The 21,816-nt window shown below is 63.9% G+C and carries 20 protein-coding genes; 13 read left to right on the top strand and 7 right to left on the bottom strand.

The window, feature by feature from the left end; all coding sequences use genetic code 11:
* Positions 1 to 18: 18 nt before the first annotated feature.
* Entirely contained in the window at positions 19 to 2,199 is a 2,181-nt protein-coding gene (locus CH275_RS27505; RefSeq protein WP_094681310.1) for a glutamine synthetase III family protein, read from the bottom strand.
* Between the two features lie 206 nt (positions 2,200 to 2,405).
* On the opposite strand from CH275_RS27505, the gene CH275_RS27500 reads away from it, so the two are divergent.
* Positions 2,406 to 2,873, top strand: coding sequence for an SRPBCC domain-containing protein (locus CH275_RS27500; protein ID WP_094681309.1), 468 nt, complete (start codon positions 2,406 to 2,408; stop codon positions 2,871 to 2,873).
* Between the two features lie 25 nt (positions 2,874 to 2,898).
* Positions 2,899 to 3,339: an SRPBCC family protein gene (locus CH275_RS27495; RefSeq protein WP_094681308.1), complete on the top strand. Its 441-nt coding sequence runs from the start codon at positions 2,899 to 2,901 to the stop codon at positions 3,337 to 3,339.
* 4 nt (positions 3,340 to 3,343) lie between these two features.
* On the opposite strand, the gene CH275_RS27490 is transcribed toward CH275_RS27495, so the two are convergent.
* Entirely contained in the window at positions 3,344 to 4,165 is an 822-nt protein-coding gene (locus CH275_RS27490) for a class I SAM-dependent methyltransferase (protein WP_094681307.1), read from the bottom strand.
* A 135-nt stretch (positions 4,166 to 4,300) separates the two neighbouring features.
* Between CH275_RS27490 and CH275_RS27485 the strand changes: the two genes are divergently transcribed.
* Both CH275_RS27485 and CH275_RS27480 read left to right on the top strand, forming a co-directional pair.
* Positions 4,301 to 5,188, top strand: coding sequence for a DUF5996 family protein (locus CH275_RS27485; RefSeq protein ID WP_094681306.1), 888 nt, complete (start codon positions 4,301 to 4,303; stop codon positions 5,186 to 5,188).
* Between the two features lie 121 nt (positions 5,189 to 5,309).
* Entirely contained in the window at positions 5,310 to 6,662 is a 1,353-nt protein-coding gene (locus CH275_RS27480; RefSeq protein WP_094681305.1) for an MFS transporter, read from the top strand.
* A 75-nt stretch (positions 6,663 to 6,737) separates the two neighbouring features.
* Here the strand turns inward: CH275_RS27480 and CH275_RS27475 are convergent, their stop codons facing one another.
* The 4 genes from CH275_RS27475 to CH275_RS27460 form a co-directional block, all read right to left on the bottom strand.
* On the bottom strand, positions 6,738 to 8,180 hold the full coding sequence (locus tag CH275_RS27475; protein WP_094681304.1) for a fatty acid desaturase family protein: 1,443 nt from the start codon (positions 8,178 to 8,180) through the stop codon (positions 6,738 to 6,740).
* Between the two features lie 24 nt (positions 8,181 to 8,204).
* A complete protein-coding gene (locus CH275_RS27470; RefSeq protein ID WP_179276387.1) occupies positions 8,205 to 9,302 on the bottom strand; it encodes a ferredoxin reductase in 1,098 nt (365 codons plus the stop codon).
* A 98-nt stretch (positions 9,303 to 9,400) separates the two neighbouring features.
* Positions 9,401 to 10,897: an FAD-dependent oxidoreductase gene (locus CH275_RS27465; RefSeq protein ID WP_094681302.1), complete on the bottom strand. Its 1,497-nt coding sequence runs from the start codon at positions 10,895 to 10,897 to the stop codon at positions 9,401 to 9,403.
* Between the two features lie 39 nt (positions 10,898 to 10,936).
* The gene (locus CH275_RS27460) at positions 10,937 to 11,842 is read right to left on the bottom strand and encodes an AurF N-oxygenase family protein (protein ID WP_094681400.1); all 906 of its coding nucleotides are present in this window, start codon (positions 11,840 to 11,842) and stop codon (positions 10,937 to 10,939) included.
* A gap of 153 nt (positions 11,843 to 11,995) precedes the next feature.
* Between CH275_RS27460 and CH275_RS27455 the strand changes: the two genes are divergently transcribed.
* The 8 genes from CH275_RS27455 (at position 11,996) to CH275_RS27420 (ending at position 20,164) form a co-directional block, all read left to right on the top strand.
* The gene (locus CH275_RS27455) at positions 11,996 to 13,519 is read left to right on the top strand and encodes an adenylate/guanylate cyclase domain-containing protein (protein WP_094681301.1); all 1,524 of its coding nucleotides are present in this window, start codon (positions 11,996 to 11,998) and stop codon (positions 13,517 to 13,519) included.
* Between the two features lie 116 nt (positions 13,520 to 13,635).
* Positions 13,636 to 14,301: an HAD-IA family hydrolase gene (locus tag CH275_RS27450; RefSeq protein WP_094681300.1), complete on the top strand. Its 666-nt coding sequence runs from the start codon at positions 13,636 to 13,638 to the stop codon at positions 14,299 to 14,301.
* A 24-nt stretch (positions 14,302 to 14,325) separates the two neighbouring features.
* Positions 14,326 to 15,537 (top strand): sedoheptulose 7-phosphate cyclase, encoded by a 1,212-nt coding sequence (locus tag CH275_RS27445; RefSeq protein ID WP_094681299.1) that lies wholly within the window; start codon positions 14,326 to 14,328, stop codon positions 15,535 to 15,537.
* Between the two features lie 17 nt (positions 15,538 to 15,554).
* Positions 15,555 to 16,334, top strand: a complete 780-nt coding sequence (locus CH275_RS27440; protein WP_094681399.1) for an O-methyltransferase — start codon at positions 15,555 to 15,557, stop codon at positions 16,332 to 16,334.
* The gene (locus tag CH275_RS27435) at positions 16,331 to 17,617 is read left to right on the top strand and encodes an ATP-grasp enzyme (RefSeq protein ID WP_094681298.1); all 1,287 of its coding nucleotides are present in this window, start codon (positions 16,331 to 16,333) and stop codon (positions 17,615 to 17,617) included. The genes CH275_RS27440 and CH275_RS27435 overlap by 4 nt, the downstream gene beginning before the upstream one ends.
* Positions 17,617 to 18,639 (top strand): D-alanine--D-alanine ligase family protein, encoded by a 1,023-nt coding sequence (locus CH275_RS27430; RefSeq protein ID WP_094681297.1) that lies wholly within the window; start codon positions 17,617 to 17,619, stop codon positions 18,637 to 18,639. The genes CH275_RS27435 and CH275_RS27430 overlap by 1 nt, the downstream gene beginning before the upstream one ends.
* A complete protein-coding gene (locus CH275_RS27425) occupies positions 18,636 to 19,388 on the top strand; it encodes a TauD/TfdA dioxygenase family protein (protein WP_094681296.1) in 753 nt (250 codons plus the stop codon). Before CH275_RS27430 ends, CH275_RS27425 begins: the two co-directional genes overlap by 4 nt.
* A gap of 50 nt (positions 19,389 to 19,438) precedes the next feature.
* A complete protein-coding gene (locus tag CH275_RS27420; protein ID WP_094681295.1) occupies positions 19,439 to 20,164 on the top strand; it encodes a YoaK family protein in 726 nt (241 codons plus the stop codon).
* Positions 20,165 to 20,178: 14 nt separating this feature from the next.
* Here CH275_RS27420 and CH275_RS27415 read toward each other — a convergent pair whose 3' ends face one another.
* A complete protein-coding gene (locus tag CH275_RS27415; RefSeq protein WP_094681294.1) occupies positions 20,179 to 20,793 on the bottom strand; it encodes a TetR/AcrR family transcriptional regulator in 615 nt (204 codons plus the stop codon).
* Positions 20,794 to 20,873: 80 nt separating this feature from the next.
* On the opposite strand from CH275_RS27415, the gene CH275_RS27410 reads away from it, so the two are divergent.
* A complete protein-coding gene (locus CH275_RS27410) occupies positions 20,874 to 21,809 on the top strand; it encodes a DAPG hydrolase family protein (RefSeq protein ID WP_256991246.1) in 936 nt (311 codons plus the stop codon).
* Positions 21,810 to 21,816 lie beyond the last annotated feature (7 nt).

Raw genomic sequence — 21,816 nt, 5'->3', positions numbered from 1 at the left:
CCACTGCGTGGAGCGCACTCACAGGATGTAGAGCATCTCCTGATAGGTCGGCAGCGGCCAGAGATCGTCGGCCACCATTGCTTCCAGGGTGTCCGCCGCGGCTCGAACGGCGGCCATCGCGGGCAGCAGTTCGTCCTTGGCGTGGGTGGCCTCGGCGAGGGCCTCGCCGCCGGGGTCGGCTTCGAGAGCGGCCTTCAACATCGCCAGCGCTGCGCGCAGCTCCGACAGTGGAGCCGAGACGGCCTGCAGCGCAGTCATGTCCACATCGTCGACGCCTGCGCCCTTGAGTGCGCTGACGTTCTGTGCCAGCTCGGTCTGGTAACGCACCGCTGCGGGCAGGACGGACGTCTGCCCCATCTCCAGCGTCAACCGCGCTTCGACGAACACCGTCAGCGCATACTGCTCGAGTCCGATCTCGTAGCGCGAGTGCATCTCTCGGTGATTGAACACCTTGTACTTCTCGAACAGCTCCATGGCCGAGTCCGAGATCAGCTCCGGCAACGCGTCGAGCGTCGTACGCAGGTTCGGTAGACCACGTGCCTCGGCCTCGATCTGCCAGTTGTCGGAGTAGCCGTCACCGTTGAACACCACTGCACCGTGTTCGGTGATGATCTCCGTCAGCAGGTTCTGCACGGCGGTGTCGAATTCGGTGCCGTCAGCGACGGCGGCCTCGAGATTGGTCGCCATGTAATCGAGTGCCTCGGCCATGATCGTGTTGATCGTGACCATCGGGCCGTTGACGGTCTGCATCGAGCCGGGGGCGCGGAACTCGAACCTGTTGCCGGTGAACGCGAACGGGCTGGTGCGGTTGCGGTCGCCGGGGTCGGTCGGTAGCACGGGCAGGGTGTCGGCACCGATCATCATGGTGCCCTTGCCCTTCGAGGAGGTGGCCGCACCCTTGGCGATCTGGTCGAACACGTCGGCCAGCTGATCGCCGAGGAAGATCGAGATGATCGCGGGCGGGGCCTCGTTCGCGCCGAGACGGTGATCGTTGGTCGCCGAGGCCACCGAGGCGCGCAGCAGACCGCCGTACTTGTGTACCGCGCGGATGACGGCTGCGCAGAAGACCAGGAACTGCGCGTTGTCGTGCGGGTTGTCGCCGGGCACCAGCAGCGATCCGAGTTCGGAGTTGCCGAGCGAGAAGTTGACGTGCTTGCCCGAGCCGTTGACGCCCTCGAACGGCTTCTCGTGGAACAGACACTCCATGCCGTGCTTCTTGGCGATGGTCTTGAACGTCGTCATCAGCAGCTGCTGGTGATCGGCCGCGATGTTGCCGCGCTCGAACATCGGCGCGATCTCGAACTGTCCTGGAGCGACCTCGTTGTGCCGCGTCTTGGCCGGGATGCCGAGCTTGAACAGCTCACGCTCGGTGTCCATCATGAAGCCGAGCACGCGCTCGGGAATGGCTCCGAAGTAGTGGTCGTCGAATTCCTGGCCCTTGGGCGGCTTCGAGCCGAACAGGGTGCGGCCCGCGTTGAGCAGGTCGGGCCGGGCCAGGAAGAAGTGTCGGTCGACGAGGAAGTACTCCTGCTCAGGACCACAGAACGAGACGATGTTCTCGATGTTCTCGTGCCCGAACAGCTTCAGAATGCGTTCGGCGTGCCCGCCCATGGCCTGCTGAGAACGCAGCAGCGGCGTCTTGTGGTCGAGTGCTTCACCGGTCATCGAGACGAAGACCGTCGGGATGCAGAGGGTGTTGCCGTTCGGGTTCTCGAGCACGTACGCCGGGCTGGTGACGTCCCAGCCGGTATACCCACGAGCCTCGAACGTGTTGCGCAGACCGCCGTTGGGGAAGCTCGACGCGTCGGGCTCGCCCTGGATCAGCGTCTTGCCTGCGAATTCGGCGAGTGCACTGCCGTCACCGACGGGATCGAAGAAGCTGTCGTGCTTCTCGGCCGTCAACCCGGTGAGCGGGTAGAAAACGTGCGCGTAGTGCGTCGCACCCTTCTCGAGGGCCCAATCCTTCATCGCCGACGCCACCGCGTCGGCGACCATCGGGTCGAGCTTCTTTCCTTTGTCGATCGTCGCCATCACCGACTTGTAGACCGATTTGGGAAGACGCTTCTGCATGACGACCTTGCTGAAGACGTTCTCACCGAAGATCTCGCCCGGCTTCTCGTCGCCGACGAAGCTGACCGCAGGCGGTACATACGCCTCGACGTCCTTGATCGCCTGCAGGCGGACGGTATTTCCACTCATGGCTACCCCTTGACAAGGTGCTGCTCCGCAGCTGGATTTTGCGGAGTCCGACCCGGCGACTGTACGAACGCGACGTGGCGGTCGTGTTTCGTCGCTGTGTCCACTGCGATGCAAAACGGACGAGGAGGCAAAAACGGCGATCGAAGTTTCTTTCCACCCCGACGGGGTAACTCCGTAGCCAGCGTAAACAACCGAAAGTGAGCCCCATGACCGACCAGTTGACCGTTCGCCGCGTGATCGATGCTCCCGCCGCCTCGGTGTTCACCGCACTGGCCAATCCCGAGGTTCAGGCCGCGGTCGACGGCTCGGAAATGCTGCGAGGCGCGATCGACCCGATGCCGCTGGGCGCGGTCGGCGACACCTTCACGATGGACATGTACCAGCCGGAACTCGGCGAGTACGTCATGGAGAACACCGTCTTCGTGTTCGAGCAGGACCGGCGCATCGGCTGGATCCCCAATCGCCAAGGCATCGACCCCCGCGGGACGCGATGGTCCTGGGAGCTCGAGGAGATCGCCGACGACCGGACAGCGTTGACTCAGGTGTACGACTGGTCGCGCGTCACCGATCCGGAGTTTCGGAAGATGGCCGGGTTTCCGCGGGTGACCGAGGACCAGATCGTCGGCACTATGCGCCGGCTCGCCGAACACCTCGGCGTCCCGCTCGAAGACTGAACCCCAACGACAGGAAAGAACTCTCATGGTCGACGTCACTCGCACCTTCACCGCCGCTGTTCCGCTGGAGAAGGCGGCCGCATTTCTTCGCGATTTTTCCAATGCACCGTCGTGGGATCCCGGAACCCAGAGCTGCACTCAGCTTTCCGACGGCCCGGTCGCCGTCGGGACACAGTGGCACAACGTCTCGAAGTTGTTCGGGATCACCACGGAGCTGACCTACACACTGGTCACCGACGAGCAGAATCACCTCGTGCTCGAAGGTGAGAACAAGACGGCCACCAGCGTCGACGACATCACGCTGACGGCTGAGGGTCCGCTCTCGACCCGTATCGACTATCACGCTCACGTCGAATTCAACGGTGCCGCAAAGGTTGCCGGTCCGTTCCTGAAAGCGGGTTTCGAGGCGAAGGTCGCGCCGGACACCGTGGAGAAGATGACCGAGGCGCTCGAGCGGCTGAACTGACGGCTTACTTGCGCGCGACAATCGTGAAATTGTCCGCCGTACTGTCCGGAGCGTCGGGCGGCACCATCGACCCGTCGTCGGCGAATATCTCGTCGATCGTGAACCCGGCGTCCGTAACCAGAGTCCGCACGTCCGAGATGGTGGTGAAGTGCATGAACGGCGCGAAGTCGTGTGCAGCGAGAGGGGCGAGCGCCCAGGATCCACGATCGTCGATGCGGGATCTGGCCGACCACCAATTCCTCACGCTGCGAACGACACCGGCAGGGTCGAGCAGCCGTCTTCCGACGGCTGTCACGGCCCGCCTCGGTGAAAATCTGAAACGCTGGGTCGGCCGGCTCAGCTGAAACGGGGTCTCGCCGAACGACGGTCCGTTGCGATTCAGAGTGGAGAACACCAACACTCCCGACTCCGTGAGTAGTCTGCGAAACTCTCCGAGAACGAGGCTCCGTTCGTCGTGGGTCACGGTGTCGATTCCGTTGTTGCTGAACACAATCAGGCCGAACTCGCCGTCCCCGAAATCTGCCAGATTGCGCGCGTCGGCCACATTCGCCTGCAGGTCGGGAAAATTCCGGCGAAAGGCGTCGACCATATTCGGTGCGTAATCGATCGCAACGTACTGGTCGCTGATCAGCCGAAGCAGGGCCGTGGTTCGGCCACTGCCGACTCCCACGTCCAGAACCGGCGTTCCGCGAGCACCCGAGGCCGCAGCAACCAGAGCGGCTGCCTCCCCACGGTCGAGAAAGCCGTCGGTCGGACCGGCGTACTCCACATACGCCGCAGCCACCCGCGCACTGTCGAACACGTTCCGATTGTGGTCTGTGGACACGCGATCACCTCCGCTTCCAAGACCGCCGACACAAGCGTCTCGCCCCTGCGGTCAGACGGTACCGGCGAACCCTGAGGTGCGCCTGAGGTAGCACAGCTATGGCCTTCGACCGGGGTCTGTGTGCATCATCGACACATGACAACTTCGTACGACGCGTGGCCGGAACTTCCGATCGAGAGCTGGTCCGACACTCGCGACACGGTGCATCTGTGGACCCAGATCGTCGGCAAGACCCGAATGGCACTGTCGCCGGCACTCAACCATTGGTGGGGAGTCGCGCTGTACGTCGATGCGTCCGGACTGACGACGTCGCTGATCCCACTCGGCAACCGCGGGCTCGAGATTCGTTTCGATTTCCTGGGCCACCGACTGATACTGGCCACCACCGATGGCCAGACCAGGACCATGAAGCTCGAACCACGCACCGTCGCAGACTTCTTCGCCGAATACACCGACCTGCTCACGCAACTCGGGGTCGACGCGACGATCGTGGGTAAGCCTGTCGAACTACCGCACGCCACCCCGTTCGCGGAGGACGTCGAGCACGCCTCCTACGACGCGGACGCGATGGAGAGGTTCTGGCGTGCCCTCGTCAGCGCACATCGCGTGTTCTCCGAGTTTCGCGCCGACTTTCGCGGCAAATCCAGTCCCGTCCATTTCTTCTGGGGCGCTTTCGATCTCGCTGTCACGCGCTTCTCGGGTAGGTCTGCCCCGCAGCATCCCGGCGGCGTTCCCAACTGCCCGGACTGGGTGATGCACGAGGCGTACAGCGACGAGGTCTCCAGTGCCGGCTTCTGGCCGGGCGGGGCAGCTGAGGGCGCGTTCTACGCTTACGCCTACCCGAATCCGGACGGCTACGACAGCCATCCGGCCGTCACCGCCCCTGCGTACTTCGATCGCGATCTCGGCGAGTACATCCTCCCCTACGAGGCCGTACGCACTGCCGAGGACCCCGATGCGCTTCTGCTCGCCTTCCTCGACAACACCTACCGTGCTGCTGTCGAGACTGCTCATTGGCAGTAGCTCGGAGGGAGGGTGTTGTCGTTCCCCCCATCCGGGGGTATTCGACGGGTGACCCGGATCACTACCGTTCGTCGCATTCGGTATCGCACATTCGCCCGATACCCGACAAAACGGAGGAACCATGACCACTGTCTCACCCGACGAACCGGGTGTGTCCGCATCGACGACACCCTCTGTGCAGACCAAGACCAGTGTTCGGCGGGTTGCTGTCGCCAGTGGCATCGGTACGACGATCGAGTTCTACGACTTCTTCATCTACGGAACCGCTGCCGCGTTGGTCTTTCCCACCATCTTCTTTCCAGCCCTCGGAAGCACGGCCGGCACCGTGGCCTCGTTCGCGACGTTCGCGGTAGCGTTCATCGCCCGGCCCGTCGGCGCTGTGCTGTTCGGACACTTCGGGGACCGCATCGGCCGCAAGAAGACGTTGATCTCGACGCTGCTGCTGATGGGCGTGTCCACGTTCGCCATCGGTCTGCTGCCCGGGGCGGAGACGATCGGCGTGGCCGCTCCGATCATCCTGGTGCTGCTCAGGTTCGGACAAGGGTTCGCAGTAGGCGGAGAATGGGCCGGCGCGACACTGCTCACGGCCGAGTACGCCCCTCCGGGCAAGCGCGGCTTCTATGCGATGTTCCCCCAGCTGGGACCATCGGCCGCCTTCATCTTCTCGAGCGCTACCTTCCTCGCGACCGGCCTGCTGCTCGGCGACACGAACGAGACGTTCCTGAACTACGGCTGGCGAATCCCGTTCCTGCTCAGCGCCGTTCTGGTGCTCATCGGCCTGTACATGCGATTGGCCATCGAGGAGACCCCGGTCTTTCGGGCCAACAAGCTCGCCGAGGAGCAGGCCCCCGCGAGCGCCGCGCCCACCAAACTGCCCATCTTCGACGCGTGGCGCATCCAGAAGCGCGAAATCATCACCGCCGCAGGCGCATTGGCGTCCCTCTTCGCCTTCTTCTACATGGGCACCGCGTACCTGACGAGCTACGGCACCAAGACCCTCGGGTTCGACCGTCCCTTCGTGTTGGTCACCGGGATAGGCGCTGCGGTGATCTTCGGAGTCGCGATCGCGCTCTCGGCAACCTACTCCGATCGCGTCGGGCGGCGGCGAGTGATCATGGCGGCGTGCATGATCGCAGTACCGTGGTCGATCGCACTGTTCCCGATACTCGACACCGGCTCATCCGCAGCCTTCGTGATCGGCATGTGCGTGACGCTGGCCATCTTCGGAGTTGCCTACGGGCCGACCGGAGCATTGCTGCCGGAGCTGTTCCAGACCCGATTCCGTTACACCGGAGCGGGTTTGGGCTACAACCTCGCCGGAGTTCTCGGTGGCGCGATTCCGCCGATGCTGGCCGCACCGCTCACGGCCGCATTCGGCAGCATCTCGATCGGCGTCATGCTGGCTCTGCTGTCGGTGCTGAGTCTGGTCTGCACCAAGCGACTGATCGAGACCAAGGACGTCGACATGGCCTGACCCACCACAACGCAGAACCGCGGCCACCCGGAAGTCGGGTGGCCGCGGTTCTTGTCAGCTGAGCGGGGACGAAACTCAGTCGTCGCCACGGGGCGGCGGCTGAACATCGACGCCGCCGGAGTTGTGCTCCGGTCCCGCCGCAGGATGCTCTGCCGGCACGCGACCGCGAGTCTTGGCGGCCTCACTGTCCTTGGTGGCACCCTCGGCGAACTTGCGACGCCAACTCTCCTCGGGACGGTAGGGGCCCGGCTTCGGCCGAACCTTGCCACCCGGGAAGGCCAATCGCGCGATGGTCCGCTGGACCATGCCCCACTGCTGAAAGAACGGTCCGGTGTTGTACGGCAGCTCGTAGCGCTCGCAGATGTCCTTGATCTTCGGCGCGACGTCCGAGTACCGAGTGCTGGGCATATCCGGGTACAGGTGGTGTTCCACCTGATAGCTCAGGTTTCCGCTCATAAGATGGAACAGTGGACCACCATCGATGTTCGCGGCTCCGACCAACTGACGGACGTACCAGCCACCGCGGGTCTCGTTCTCCACCTCTTCCTGGCTGAAGGTGTAGGCCTGATCCGGGAAGTGGCCGCAGAAGATGATCGCGTTCGACCAGACGTTACGAATGATGTTGGCGGTGAAGTTCGCCGCCACCGTCGACAGGAACGTGCTCTCGATACCGCTGAGGCGACTGTCCAACAGGGCGGCCGTCCGGCGGTTCTTGCCGAAACGCGCGGATCCCCGCAGTTTGGTTGCCAGGCGAGACCTCTTGCTCTCGGGCAACCGACCACCCGAGGCGAGCTGCGCCAGAGCGAATGCCCCGGCACTGATCAGCGGCCAGCCCACGTAGTCCTTGACGAACTGCTTGCGTGCCTTGACGCCGATGCCCTTGAGGTCCTCGACGAGTTCCTTGACCGGCTTCTCGCCGCGGCGAATTGCCTCGATGTCGAGGTCGTGCAGAGCGACGCCCCACTCGAAGAAGGCCATCAGCAGCACGTTGTAGAACGGCTGGGCCAGGTAGACGGGGCTCCACTTCTGACGCGGATCGATGCGCATGATCTCGTAGCCGAGATCCTTGTCCTTGCCGCGAATGTTCGTGTACGTGTGGTGCACGTAGTTGTGCGAGTGCTTCCACGAGTTGGCGGTGGACGCGGTATCCCAGTCCCACACCGACGAATGGATTTCCGGATCGTTCATCCAGTCCCACTGGCCGTGCATGACGTTGTGGCCGATCTCCATGTTCTCGAGGATCTTCGCGATCCCGAGGCATGCGGTACCGGCCAGCCACGCGGGCTTGCTGGTGGAACCGAGCAACAGCACGCGGCCGGCGACCAGCAGCTGACGCTGTGCTGCGATCACCGAGGTGATGTACTTGCGGTCCTTGTCACCGAGGCTGGCGTACACCTCGTCGTGAATGGCGTCGAATTCCTTGGCGAGTTCGGCGATCGTCTCGTCGCTCAGGTGCGCCAGCGGGTTCACCGGCCCATCGGTGTCGGTGACCCGCCTGGTGGTTTCGTCGATAGACATACATTCCCCTGTTCGAATGGAAGATCAGAGTTCGATTTCGATGTCGCCCTCAGCAGTGTTGACACAGATCCGAACCGCTTGCCCCGTAGGTTCGGAGACATCCCCGTTACGTAGGTCACGTAAACGCCCCTTTTTCAGGGTACCTACGCAGGTGTGGCAGATGCCGATACGGCAGCCGAACGTCAGATCCAGTCCCGCTTCCTCACCTGCGGCGAGAATAGTTGTGGCACCGTCGCATTCGACGTCCTTCTTGCTGTTGAGGAACTTGACGGTGCCGCCCTCACCAGCGTCGTCTCCGCCGCCGATGACGGGCTGGAAACTTTCGTGATGGAACTTGTCGTAGTCGCCCTGGTCTTTCCAGTACGAGCGCAGATCGTCCAGATGTTCACCAGGACCGGAGCAGAATGCCTCGCGTTCACGCCAATCGGGAACCAGTTCGTCCAATTCGGAGGCCTTCATCCGACCTTCGTCGCTGGTGATCCTGAGCTTCACCGTCAGCCCGTCGTGCTTGGCTTCGAGTTCGTCGAGAGTATCGGCGAACATCAGTTGCTCCCGGTTGTGAACCGAGTGCACGACGACCGCGTCGGTCATCCGATCCTGGTGATCTAGGGCGCGAAGCATGCTGATGATCGGTGTGATCCCACTGCCTGCACTGATGAACACCATCTTGTCCGGAATCGGGCTAGGCAGAGTGAACTCACCCTCGACCTCGCTGAGACGGACGATATCGCCGGTCCTGATGGTTCCCACCAGATACGGCGAGACCGTGCCCGACGGCACCAACTTGGGGCTGACACTGACCAACCCGTCCACGGGATCGGGGTCGGACGTCAACGAATACGCCCGCCAGTGGTACCGACCGTCGATGAGTACTCCGAGTCGGACGTACTGCCCGGGTGTGTGGCCCTGCCACTCGAAACCGGGACGGATGTACACCGACACGGCCTCCGACCCCTCGGGAACCACCCGCTCGACCTTCCCCCGAAGTTCGCGAGTGGTCCACAGCGGATTGATCATCGACAAGTAGTCGTCAGGCCGGAGCGGATTGAACAACGATCGGACTGCGCGCAGCATCGTCCGTCTTACAAAAGAAACCTGGGGCTTGGCCCCCCGTTCAGCCATACTCAACGGTAACTCCGAGAAGCTCGCCGTGCGTACGAATCGCGCAGACTCGAATCAGACTGCTACACAATGTGAACAGAACAGGGCGCTACCGCCGGTCAGCGCGCTCGTGAGACCCGATCGCCGAGAGCGGCGCTCACCTTTCCGTACCAGCCGAGTGGACGCGCCGAGCCTCGCGTCGGGACGTCTGCGAGCAAGGCCTCGGCAGTTTCCTCGGCGTCGATCTTGTTGTCGCCGATGCCGCCCGTGGCACCACGTTTGGCCCATCCGACCACGTAGCAACCCGGAACCGGAGTGCCGTCGGCAGCTGTGATGCGACCACTCTCGTTGCGAATGGTGCCGGTGATGTCGTCGAACGGGATGCCCGGTGACGGAGTTCCGCGATAACCGATCGCGAGCAGAACCAGCTCCGTGGACAGAGTGATCGCGTGTTCGCCCACCCCCACGTCGATGGACTCCACCGAGCCGCTGCCGTGCAGGGCGGACGGTGCCCGCCCGAACGCGAAGACGATGCGACGCCCTGGCGCGCGAGAGCCGAGATCGACGCGCTGAGCTCCTGCCAGCGCAGAGGCCGAGGACGAGAGCGGCAGCCGATCGATGGCGTCGACGATTCCGTCCGGACCTGCCACGACGACGTCGACGCCCGCGCGATCGACCAGAGCCTTGCACTCGGAACGCGTGAAGGCCGCGAACTCGGGGCCACGACGGGCGAGGACGACAACCTCGTTCACCCGATGGCGACGCAGCTCGGCCAAAGCATGAGGCGCGATCTCGGTCCCGTCGAGCTGGTCCGGGTCGGCAGTGAGGATACGAGCCGCGTCGAGGGCGACGTTGCCGTTTCCGATGATGGTGACGCGCTCGACGCCGGCGAGATCGATCGCGTCGGCGGGAACGTCCGGGTGACCGGTGTACCAGCCCACCAAGGTGCGCGCGCTGACTGATCCGTCGAGGTCGATACCGGGAATCTCGAGGGCTCGGTCCTTGTCGGCACCGACGGCGTACACGACGGAGTCGAACTTTCGGGCCAGTTCCACGTGGTCGACGTCCTTACCGACCTCGACACCGAGCTTCATCGTCACTCGTGGATGCACGAAGATTCCACGGAAGTGCTCACTGATGCGTCGGGTACCCAGGTGATCGGGAGCGACGCCGTAGCGGGCGAGACCGCCCGCGGTGGGCAGCCGGTCGTAGAAGGTGACATTGGTGCCGGGCACCCGCAGCAACGCCTGAGCGGTGTAGCAGGCAGCAGGCCCGGTTCCGACGATGGCGATGTCGATCGGCGGCAGGTCGTTGACCGTCGCCACTGGGAATCGGGGCGCGCCCCACTCCGCGACCGCGGGCTTGTCCTTGTAGTACTCGGCGTTGATGTCGGCATAGATCTGCTGGTCCGGCGTCAGTCGGGAGACGCGAGTGATCGCGTCCACCGGGCACGCGTCGGCACAGGCCCCGCAGTCGATGCACGAGCGCGGATCGATGTAGAGCAACTCCGTCTTGCCGAAATCCGGCTCGTCGGGCGTGGGATGAATGCAGTTGACCGGGCACACCGACAGGCAGGATGCGTCGTTGCAACAGTTCTGCGTGATCGCGAACGGCATGGGTTTCTCAGATGTCCTTCACGGCCTCGAAGAGAGTGGTCAGAGCATGTGCAGACGACGGTAGATCATCTCGGCCGGCTTGGTGACCAAACCGCAGTCGAGGAGAAATGCCATCAGATGCTCGCTCGAGGTGCGCATCATCGTGTGGTGATGAGCGTTGTTCTTCGCTTCCTTCACCGCGCGGTCGACGTCGAGGCCCGCTGCTGCGTAGACCTCCTTGTTGACCATGTTGGACACGATCAGGCGCGCGGCAATTGCGACGACCAACGCGCTGGCCTTGCGGCGGGCCGGGCTCTTTCCGGCGATGTCTTCGCGCATCTGCGCGCGTGCGAACGTCATGTGCCGCGATTCTTCGACGACGTGGATCTTGCTGGTGGTGCGCACGAGCGGCAGGACGTTCTCGCCGCGCATCCAGTCGCGCTGCATGACGTCGAGAACCTCTTCGGCGACGAGAATGCCGCCGTAGGCCACCTCGGCGGACGCGAGAGCCTTGAAGCCACGACCGAGCTCGATGCTCGATCGACGCGGCAGGTAGGCCTTGATGCCCATCTTCTGGCAGGCGCGGGCGAACATGATCGAATGACGGCACTCGTCGGCGATCTCGGTGAGCGCGAACTGGAAGTCCGAGTTCGACGAGTCCTTGCAGTACTGATCGCGCAGAACCATCTGCTGCAGGATCATCTCGAACCAGATGCCGGTGCTCATGATCGAGCAGACCTCGTGGCGGGTGAGCGTGATGCGCTGCTCCTCGCTCATCTCGTCCCACAGCTTCGTGCCGTAGAGGGTGCTCCACTCCGGGTTGAGTCCGTAGAGGGAGGGATCGAGATCGGCTTCCCAGTCGACCTCCTCGGACGGGTCGTACGACAGCTGGGCGGCGGAATCGAGCAAACGAGCGGAAACGTCCTCGGGCTCGAGAACGTCGTTCCTGGAGAGTGTGCTGGTCATCGCCGTGGTTCCTTCCATCGTCGAAAATCTGTAGGTAACTGTTACGGAGATTACCAGGTACTCGGCGACACAGGTAGCCACTTGGGCAGAAGTTCCTGGATTCTTTTCGCCGGACCCCTAGAGTTCGAGCGTGCCGAACACGGAGAACCACCGGTGATCGCCGCCCTGCGATCTGCCCTCGACCGCACACCCATGCGTCTGTACGCGGTGGGAATGGTGTCGGCCAACGCCATCGGGGCCGTCATCGTGTTCGTATTGGCACGCTTCGTCCTGCCGCTGCCGGTCGGTTCCGAAGAGATCTTGTCCGACCGAAATTACCTGGCGTTCTTCGTGTATCTCCCGGTCGCGATCGCCATCGGCATCGGGCTCGGACTCCGCGTCGCAGCACCCCTGGTTCGGTGGCTGCACACCGGAGGCACGCCGTCGGACGAGACCGCCATCGCCGTCGTCCGATTGCCTCTGCGCCAACTCGGCGTCCACGTTCTGCTGTGGGCGCTCGGCGTCGCGGTGTTCGTCTCGGTCAATGCGTCGGCCGGCGCTGCGCTGTCGATCATCGTCGCGATCGCCGTCAGCTTCGGCGGCTTGGCGACGTGCTCGCTGGGTTACCTGGTGGCCGAACGCACTCTTCGCCCGATCACAGCCGCGGTGATGGAGGTCGGTGCGGTCACCGATTCCGCAGCTCTCGGTGTTCGACTTCGCGTCGTTCTCATCTGGGTCCTGAGCACAGCGATTCCCGTTCTCGGGCTGGGACTCATCGGACTCGGCAGGTTGATCGACACCGTCATCCCTCCCGATGTCGATCTGTCCCCCGCGATGGTGTCGCTCTCCGCCGTTGCCCTTGTCGTCGGATTCGGCGGCATGTTTCTGGTGGGACGCTCCGTCTCGGACCCGCTGCAGCAGGTCAGTAGCGCGATGCAACGCGTCGAAGCCGGGGCGACGGACACCCGGGTCGACGTCTACGACGCTTCCGAGATCGGCCGGTTGCAGAACGGGTTCAACAAGATGGTGGTCGGTCTCGACGAACGCGAGCGACTGCGTTCTCTGTTCGGCAGGCACGTGGGCCACGACGTGGCGCAGCGGGCATTGGCAAGTGCTCCGCGTCTCGGCGGCGAGAGCCGGACGGTCGCCGTGCTGTTCATCGACCTGGTGGGTTCGACGGCCATGGCCGAGCGAGAATCCGCGGAGGCGGTGGTCGAACTTCTCAATCGGTTCTTCGCAGTGGTGGTCGAGCACGGCGAACGACACGGCGGCTTCGTCAACAAGTTCGAGGGTGATGCCGCATTGCTGATCTTCGGCGCTCCGGTCGATCACCCCGATCCCGCCACGGCGGCACTGCGCACCGCACGCACCCTGGCCGTTGCCCTCGCGTCCGACGGCGGCTTCGAGATCGGCATCGGCGTGACGTACGGGCCGGTCATCGCAGGCAACATCGGAGCCGAGTCCCGCTTCGAGTACACCGTCATCGGCGACACCGTGAATCAAGCGGCCCGGCTCACCGATCTCGCCAAGGACGACCCGAACACCGATGTGCTCACGTCGTCGGTCGTGCTCGATCACGCAACAGCGGACGAGAGAAAGCACTGGCAAACAGGTGAGTCCGTGACGCTGCGCGGACGATCCGCACCGACAACTCTGGCCGCGCCCGTCCACCCCGGCCGACAGTCCGCCACACCCTAGAAAATTCGAAGGTTTCCCGTTCGGTGCCGATGGGGCATATACCCCGAACCAACTCACCCCATCGCGCATGCGCGAGACATTGACTGATACAACGTCTCTCGCTCCGAAAGGCACCCATGTCCGCAATTCTGTTCGGCTCGATCAGCACGCTCGTCGACACGTCCGAACTGCAACGCCGCTCGTTCAACGAGGCCTTCGCAGCCCACGATCTGAACTGGAACTGGTCTCGGGACGACTACCGGGCGATGCTCGGGTCGAACGGTGGTGCCGACCGCATCAGCGAGTACGCGGCCGACACGGGTACCGAGGTCGATGCTGCCGCGGTGCATGCAACGAAGTCCGAGATATTCCAGCGTCTGGTCGGCGAATCGGACGTGAAAACGCGTCCCGGCGTTGCCGATACGATCGATTCCGCCAAGGCGAACGGCGTCAAGGTCGGCTTCGTGACCACCACGTCGCGCGACAACATCGACGCACTGCTGGCGGCCCTGAGCCCGGAGCTGACCGCCGATTCGTTCGACGTCATCGTCGACGCGTCCTCGGTGGACGCAGGCAAGCCCGATCCCGCATCCTACAATTTCGCGTTGAAGACGTTGGGCGAGAACGCATCCGACAGTGTCGCCATCGAGGACAATGCCGGCGGAGTCGAGGCGGCCGTCGCCGCAGGCATCACCTGCGTCGCATTCCCCAACGAGAACACCGCCGACGCCGACTTCGGCTCGGCCACCGACACCGTCGATGCACTCGATCCCGAGCGTGTACGCGCTCTGATTTCAGCCTGACCCTTCATCCACCCAGGAGTAATAGTGAGCAATCTTCAGGCCCAGGTCGTTGCCGGGGACAGGTCATTTCGCGTCGAGGGTTACGAGCGCATCGAATACGACCTGATCTACGTCGACGGTGTCTTCGCGATCGAGAACACCGAACTGGCCGACAGCTACCGTCAGTACGGACGCGCGCTGATGGTCGTCGACGAGTCGGTTCACGAGATCTACGGGGACCGGATCCGCGCGTACTTCGATCATCACGACATCGCCCTGACGGTGATTCCGGTGCAGATAGCGGAGACCGCGAAGTCGCTGGAGACATTCGAGCGCATCGTGGGAGAGTTCGACGCATTCGGCCTCGTGCGGACCGAGCCGGTGTTGGTGGTGGGCGGTGGATTGACCACGGACGTAGCGGGATTCGCGTGTGCCAGCTACCGCCGCAACACCCCGTACATTCGCATTCCCACCACGTTGATCGGCTTGATCGACGCGAGTGTGTCTATCAAGGTGGCCGTCAACTACGGCAAGCACAAGAACCGTCTCGGTGCGTACCACGCCTCGCAGAAGGTATTGCTGGACTTCTCGTTCCTCGGCACGCTGCCGGAAGACCAGGTGCGCAACGGTATGGCGGAGCTGATCAAGATCTCCGTCGTCGGAAATCTGGAGATCTTCGAGTTGCTGGAGCAGTACGGGCCGGAACTGCTGCGCACCCGCTTCGGTCACCTCGACGGCACGGCGGAATTGCGTTCGGTTGCAGACCGATTGACGTACTCGGCCATCGCCACGATGCTCGAGCTCGAAGCCCCCAACCTGCACGAGATCGATCTCGATCGCGTCATTGCCTTCGGACACACCTGGAGCCCGACCCTGGAGCTGACTCCGCCCGCTCCGTTCTTCCACGGCCACGCGATCAATATCGACATGGCGCTGTCCACGACGGTCGCCGAGCAGCGCGGGCACCTGTCCACTGCAGACCGCGATCGCGTACTGGGTGTCATGAGCAGCATCGGGTTGGCACTCGACAGCCCCTATCTGACACCCGAGTTGCTTTCCGACGCAACGGCATCGATCCTCAAGACCCGCGACGGGATCTTGCGCGCCGCGGTACCAGATCCGATCGGTACCTGCAGATTCCTCAACGATCTCGATGCGGACGAGCTGGGTGACGTGCTGACCCTGCACAAGAAGATCTGCCTCGACTTCCCACGAGCAGGCGAGGGCCTCGACATGTTCACCGCGCCGACATCGTGACGGAGGCCCCGCGACCGGTGACCCCGACGACAATCCTTGCGCGCGAGCTGGGCGAGATAGCCGAGTTGCTCGACGCCCATGCCGGGGTGCCCGACGAGCTGACCACTCGGATACGTCGTGCCCGCGATCTCGCCGCGGGCCTCGACCCGTATCTGGACACCTGCACCACCTCCGAATCCGCCGCGCTGGCCACACTTGCGTCGCGGACCCGCTCCGAGGACTGGAGGTCACGCGACGTGATCTCCGGCTCGGGGCCCCTGGAGATGGAAATGCTCTCCGGCCATGTGGAGGGACGTTTCCTGGCGTTTCTCGTGCACATGACCCGGGCGACGCGGGTGCTCGAGATCGGCATGTTCACCGGCTACTCGGCGCTGGCGATGGCCGAGGCGCTGCCCGCAGGCGGCGAGGTCGTCGCCTGCGAGGTCGATCCGTACGTTGCCGAGTTCGCGCAGTCCTGCTTCGCAGAATCGACTGCAGGATCTGCCATCACGGTGCAGGTGGGTCCCGCGCTCGACACCCTCGGTCGGCTCGACGGGACGTTCGACCTGGTGTTCATCGACGCCGACAAGACCGGATACCGCGCGTACGTGGAGTATCTGCTCGAGAGCGATCTGCTCTCCGACGGCGCCGTGATCGCCGTCGACAACACCCTTCTGCAGGGTCAGCCGTACTCCGAACAGCCCACCGAGAACGGCAAGGCCGTCGCCGAATTCAACGACTACGTGGCGAACGACCCCCGCGTGGAGCAGGTACTGCTTCCTCTGCGCGACGGCGTGACGCTGATCCGTCGAACATGATTCGCACGGTAGCCGCACTGCTCGGCCTCGCGGTCACCCTGCCCGTCGACCTCGCGGCGGCAGGGGTGGCCGCGATGCGCGGCACCCGACCGCCCACACGCCGATCCGATTCACCCAGAACGGTTCTGATCAGCGGCGGCAAGATGACCAAGGCACTGCAGCTCGCTCGGTCCTTCCACCTCGCCGGGCATCGAGTGATCCTGGTGGAGTCGGCCAAGTATCGCTTTTCGGGACACAGATTCTCCCGCGCTGTCGATCGGTTCCATTGTGTGCCCGATCCGGGTGCCCCGGAATACGCGCAGGCTCTGCTGGACATCGTTCGACGCGAGAACGTCGATGTGTTCGTCCCCGTGGCCAGCCCGGCAGCAAGCATTCACGACGCGGACGCCAGGACCGTGCTCGACCCGCACTGCGAGGTGATCCATGGCGACGCAGGTAGCGTGCGGATGGTCGACGACAAGTCCCGATTCTCCGAACACGCAGCATCGTTGGGGCTTCGCGTTCCGGACTTTCGGCGCATCACCGATCCTGCTCAGATCGACGAGTTCGACTTTCCACCGGGTCGCGAGTACATCCTCAAGCGAATCTCGTACAACCCCGTCGGCCGCATGGATCTGACGCGACTGTCTGCGCAGACGCCACAGCGCAACGCCTCGTTCGCTCGGAGTCTGCACATCACGGAGGACGATCCGTGGATTCTGCAGGAATTCATCGCCGGTCAGGAGTACTGCACACACGGCACGGTGCGTGAGGGCCGCCTACAGGTGTACGGCTGCTGCGTGTCCTCGGCCTTCCAGGTCAACTACGAGATGGTGGACAAGCCCGAAATCCTGCTCTGGGTACAGACTTTCGTCTCCTCGCTGGACGTCACCGGCCAGCTGTCCTTCGACTTCATCGAGTCCGCTGCCGACGGCCACATCTATGCCATCGAGTGCAACCCCCGCACCCATTCGGCCATCACGATGTTCTACGACCACCCCGATCTGGCTGCCGCGTACCTCGACGACGACCATCCGATGATCGTGCCGCGCCCGACGGCTCGGCCGACGTACTGGATCTACCACGAGCTGTGGCGTCTGCTCACCGAGGGCAACCGAAAGGCACGCCTTCGCAGCATCTTCCGCGGCAAGGACGCCATCCTGACGGGGTGGGACCCGCTGCCGTACATTCTGGTGCACCACCTCCAGATCCCGTCCCTGCTGATCCGGAACCTTCTGGCTCGCGGCGAGTGGTCTCGCATCGACTTCAACATCGGCAAACTCGTGGAGAGCGGAGGCGACTGATGACACTGTCGGTCCTGGTACTCGTCGGATCCTCGGTGGACGAGTTCCACTGCGATCTGTCCCGGGTGTACGCGGGCGGCTTTCTCGATGCGTTCGGAGACGATCCTGCGTACCGGTTCGAGGTGGCGTTCGTCTCTCCCGGCGGGCTGTGGAGCTTTCCGGGCGGTATCGACTCCGCCAGTGTGGCTGCTGCACAGCAGATGTCACTGGCGCAGGCGGTCGAAGTCATGTCCTCGTGGCACTTCGACGTCATGGTGCCGCAGATGTTCTGCCTGCCCGGCATGACGACGTATCGCAGTCTGTTCGACCTCCTGGGTGTGCCGTACGTGGGCAACGGTCCCGACGTGATGGCGATGACGGCGGACAAAGCTCGCGCGCGTGCCGTCGTGGCCGCTGCCGGGGTCGCCGTCCCCGCCGGTGAGGTGGTACGAAGCGCCGACCGGATCGGACTCGGCCTACCGGTCGTCGTCAAGCCCGTCGACTCGGACAACTCGATGGGGGTCACCCTCGTGCGTGAGGACAGCGCGCTGGCACCCGCGGTCCGCGAGGCTCTGACGTATTCTGCTGCGGCACTGGTGGAGTCGTATATCCCCCTGGGACGAGAGGTCCGCTGCGGCATCATCGAGTCGGGCGGTGAGCTGATCTGCCTTCCGCTCGAGGAGTACGCCGTCGAGTCCGTGCGGTCGAGTGCAGACAAGTTGAGCCGCACCACGGACGGGGATCTGTACCTGGTGGCGAAGGAACAGACCAAGGCGTGGATGGTGGACGTCTCCGATCCGATCACCGACGAGGTCTGGGCGGCTGCGCGGTTGTGCTACCGGTCTCTCGGCTGTCGGCACTACGGTCTGTTCGATTTTCGCATCGATCCCGACGGCAGACCATGGTTTCTCGAGGCCGGCCTGTACTGCTCGTACTCCCCCTCGAGCGTCGTCGCGGTGATGGCTGCGGCGGCCGGGATCTCCGTCGATCGACTGTTCGCACTATCGCTTCGAGAGCTATCGGTGAAGGAGTTGTCCTCGTGACGCTGGGAAAGGTGATTCGAGGTCTGGACCTGGACTCGGTCTCGATCGACGAACTACGCACGCTGCTGGCCGAACACGGCGTATTGATCCTGCGGGAACAACCGGTGGACGACATGCGCTTTCTGGCGTTTCTCCGCCGGTTCGGTGAGATGATGTTCACCGAAGGCGAGACCCCCGTGCCGGGTTACCCCGACCTGAACGTCGTCAGCAACGTCGGCCGCACGACGCCGCCGAAGTCGACGTTCCACGTGGACACGACGTACGTGCCGAACCCGCCCACCTACACCGCATTACGCGCGGTATGCGTACCCGAGGCCGGCGGCAGCACGCTGTTCAGCGATCAGTACGCGGCGTACGAGACCTTGCCTGCGGACCGGAAGGCGGACCTGGCCGGACGCACGATGACCCACCGAGTGACCGGGGTGGCGTCGGACACCGATTCCTCCGCCGAACACCCCTTGTTCGCAGTACATCCCGTGTCGGGCCGCACTGCCCTCGCACTGACGGCACCCGCGCGCTGCGTCGCGATCAGCGGAATGAGTCCCGACGACGCACGGCAGACGATCCGGTACCTGTTCGAGCACTCCACCCGTTCGGACAACGTTCTACGGCACACGTGGGCTCCCGACGATCTGGTGATGTGGGACAACCGATGTGTGATGCATCGCGCCGACCACAGCGGCGTGGTGGGGAACAGGGTGATGCACCGCGGAATGATCGCGAATATGGAGATCGTGTCGGTTTTGTGACCGACGACTCAAAAATTTGCCGGTCGGCCTCACGCCCGGAGAATCGAGTCATGACATCACCTCTGTCGATCACCCGCGAAACAGCCGTCGGTGCCGAAGCTCGTTTGTCCTGGATCCTTTCCGGGCTCGCCGGAATGGTGGGTGCGGTCGCGTTCCTGCACTCTGCCGGCTACTTCGTGACCTTCATGACCGGAAATACCGAGCGGGCGGTCGTCGGACACTTCGGGCACCCCGAGGGCAAGGAGGTTGCCCCAGGTGCCTCCCCGTGGGCCGCTCTTGCGCTCATGGCGTCGTTCCTGGCCGGCGTGGTGGTCTCCTCGATCTGCCGTCGTCGCTACTGGTCCAATCATCCGCACGGTGCGACGGTGCTGACCACCATCGCGCTCGCCGCAGCGGGAATGATCGACATCGCCATCTCCGGATGGTCGTCCGCCAACGTCAACTTCTATCCGATTCTGTTGGTGGCATTTGCACTCGGTGCGCTGAACACCGCCTTCACGAAGAAGGAAGAGACCTACATCCCTCTCAGCTACGTCACGGGCACGATGGTCAAACTCGGCCAGGGCATCGAGAGACATCTGTTCGGCGGCGGAACGTACTACGACTGGCTCTGCTACACAGCCCTTCTCGGGTCTTTCGCACTGGGTGGGATGGTCGGCGCATTCATCGGCGTCGTCATCACCGGACCGCAAGTCCTGCTACTCACGGCATTGATCAGCTTCGGCGCAACGATCTTCACGTTCACTCATACCGAGCGTAAGTCGCTGTTGGGCTGACGCGACGCCGGCCGTCACTCCGTCATCAGCGGTGAAGATTCTATGATCGTGCGCAGCATCTGCTCCACTATCGACCGGGGCAGACGTGACCCGATGAGCACTTGGCGTTGGATCAAACCTTCGATCATCACGACCAGTGTCTCGGCCTCCGCCTGCGGGTCCTCGGAGTCCAGCGAGGCGACGATCCACTGCGTGTAGGTGACGAATGCGCCGCGCTGCGTATCGAACAACTCGCGCACCTCACGATCGTGCTGAGCCTCGCCGAGCATGATGGCCCGGGCGATCACCCGCTTGGCCGCGTCGCCGGTCGTCATCGCCTCGATGAAATCCACGATTCGGGCCACCACGATATCGACGGACAGGGGTTTGACATCCACCAGGCTGCCGAATGTCGCTCCGGCAATCTCGAAGTCGCGCGCGAAGAGCTGCCCGAGCGCCAAGTGCAGCAAGCGGCTTCGAGTGGGGGCGTGGTAGTTGACCGATCCGGGACCGAGTCCCGCCGCAGCGTCGACGGCCCGGTGAGTCAGACCGCGAAAACCTTTGGTGGCCAGCACTTCGATCGCTGCCGTAGCGATCTCGTCACGCCGACGCACTCGGGACTCGTCGTCCTTGGGGTTGGCAGGACTCATACCGCGCAGTGTACTGGCAGGGTCTTGACATCCCGCGTTTTCGCGCCCTAGCCTCAACGCATGTTGAGCATGGTGGGGCTATGAGCTGGGTGCCGACGCGGCGACAGGTGGTCGTGGGAGCAGCTGCGGCGGTGACGGCAGCCGTCCTCGGCCCGGCCACGAGGGCACTGGCCGCACCCACGTTGGGTTCCGTCGACGACTGCGGCGAGCGCTACCAGGGCTACCGGGATGCCGACCGAGGCTTGCCCTATGCCCGGTTCATGGCGCAGCGAACCACTCCCGCACCGGCGGTCGTCGCAGAGGCCTACGCCGGCCCTGCTCTCGCACCCGATTCGGTTCCCGGATTCGACTCGATCACAACCGATCTCGCGCCCACCGGATACTCCACGGTCGAGACCGGATACGGTCGGCGCGCCGATGGGGTGGCGTTCGTGGCCGTACGCACCGTGATGCCGCGAGTGACGGCGGCGATGTGGGACTGGTGGTTCGGCTGGCATTCCACCGAGGCCGCCCGCTACAAGCTGTGGCACCCCGACGCTCACCTCTACGCCGCCCTCGCCGAGTACAGGACGGCTCTGAACATCCCCGACAAGGCGAAGTACATCGGCAACACGACGTTCGTGGACGAATACGTCGGGCCGAAGCTGCAGCAACTGGGCATCGGGTTCCGCGATCCGATCGCGCACGGGTTCGACGTTCCCGCGGACCAGACGATCGTCTTCGGCCGAGTAGGCAGCTCCATCGCACCGGTGGACCTGGGCTGGCTGGCCCACCAGGTGCGACCCGTCGACGGCGGTGCCGAGATGCGTAGCCGCTTCCACCTGAACCTGCGCGGGTTGCACGTACCGGACGTGAAACAGGCTACGTGCGCCGTCCGCCGGGGAGCATCGGTTGACCCGACCGACCTCGTACTCGGGCTCGATCTCGCGCGAGATCTCATGCTGCATTGTGGGCAGGAGATGAACCATCTCGCCGGTTTTCTGCCGGAGCTGTACGCAGAGTTCGGCGGTCAGTAGTTCGAAA

Source organism: Rhodococcus sp. 06-235-1A, from assembly GCF_002258785.1.
Lineage (GTDB): Bacteria > Actinomycetota > Actinomycetes > Mycobacteriales > Mycobacteriaceae > Rhodococcoides.
The sequence above is the reverse complement of the archived record's forward strand: the minus strand, read 5'-3'. Positions and strand labels throughout refer to the sequence as shown.

Excerpts from the sequence above, each read along its gene's own strand:
- CH275_RS27480 (WP_094681305.1), top strand. The coding sequence starts at position 5,310 with ATGACCACTGTCTCACCCGACGAACCGGGTGTGTCCGCATCGACGACA.
- CH275_RS27435 (WP_094681298.1), top strand. The coding sequence starts at position 16,331 with ATGATTCGCACGGTAGCCGCACTGCTCGGCCTCGCGGTCACCCTGCCC.
- CH275_RS27410 (WP_256991246.1), top strand. The coding sequence starts at position 20,874 with ATGAGCTGGGTGCCGACGCGGCGACAGGTGGTCGTGGGAGCAGCTGCG.
- CH275_RS27460 (WP_094681400.1), bottom strand. The coding sequence starts at position 11,842 with ATGACCAGCACACTCTCCAGGAACGACGTTCTCGAGCCCGAGGACGTT.
- CH275_RS27465 (WP_094681302.1), bottom strand. The coding sequence starts at position 10,897 with ATGCCGTTCGCGATCACGCAGAACTGTTGCAACGACGCATCCTGCCTG.
- CH275_RS27420 (WP_094681295.1), top strand. The coding sequence starts at position 19,439 with ATGACATCACCTCTGTCGATCACCCGCGAAACAGCCGTCGGTGCCGAA.
- CH275_RS27415 (WP_094681294.1), bottom strand. The coding sequence starts at position 20,793 with ATGAGTCCTGCCAACCCCAAGGACGACGAGTCCCGAGTGCGTCGGCGT.
- CH275_RS27475 (WP_094681304.1), bottom strand. The coding sequence starts at position 8,180 with ATGTCTATCGACGAAACCACCAGGCGGGTCACCGACACCGATGGGCCG.
- CH275_RS27430 (WP_094681297.1), top strand. The coding sequence starts at position 17,617 with ATGACACTGTCGGTCCTGGTACTCGTCGGATCCTCGGTGGACGAGTTC.
- CH275_RS27500 (WP_094681309.1), top strand. The coding sequence starts at position 2,406 with ATGACCGACCAGTTGACCGTTCGCCGCGTGATCGATGCTCCCGCCGCC.
- CH275_RS27495 (WP_094681308.1), top strand. The coding sequence starts at position 2,899 with ATGGTCGACGTCACTCGCACCTTCACCGCCGCTGTTCCGCTGGAGAAG.
- CH275_RS27450 (WP_094681300.1), top strand. The coding sequence starts at position 13,636 with ATGTCCGCAATTCTGTTCGGCTCGATCAGCACGCTCGTCGACACGTCC.
- CH275_RS27485 (WP_094681306.1), top strand. The coding sequence starts at position 4,301 with ATGACAACTTCGTACGACGCGTGGCCGGAACTTCCGATCGAGAGCTGG.
- CH275_RS27470 (WP_179276387.1), bottom strand. The coding sequence starts at position 9,302 with ATGGCTGAACGGGGGGCCAAGCCCCAGGTTTCTTTTGTAAGACGGACG.
- CH275_RS27505 (WP_094681310.1), bottom strand. The coding sequence starts at position 2,199 with ATGAGTGGAAATACCGTCCGCCTGCAGGCGATCAAGGACGTCGAGGCG.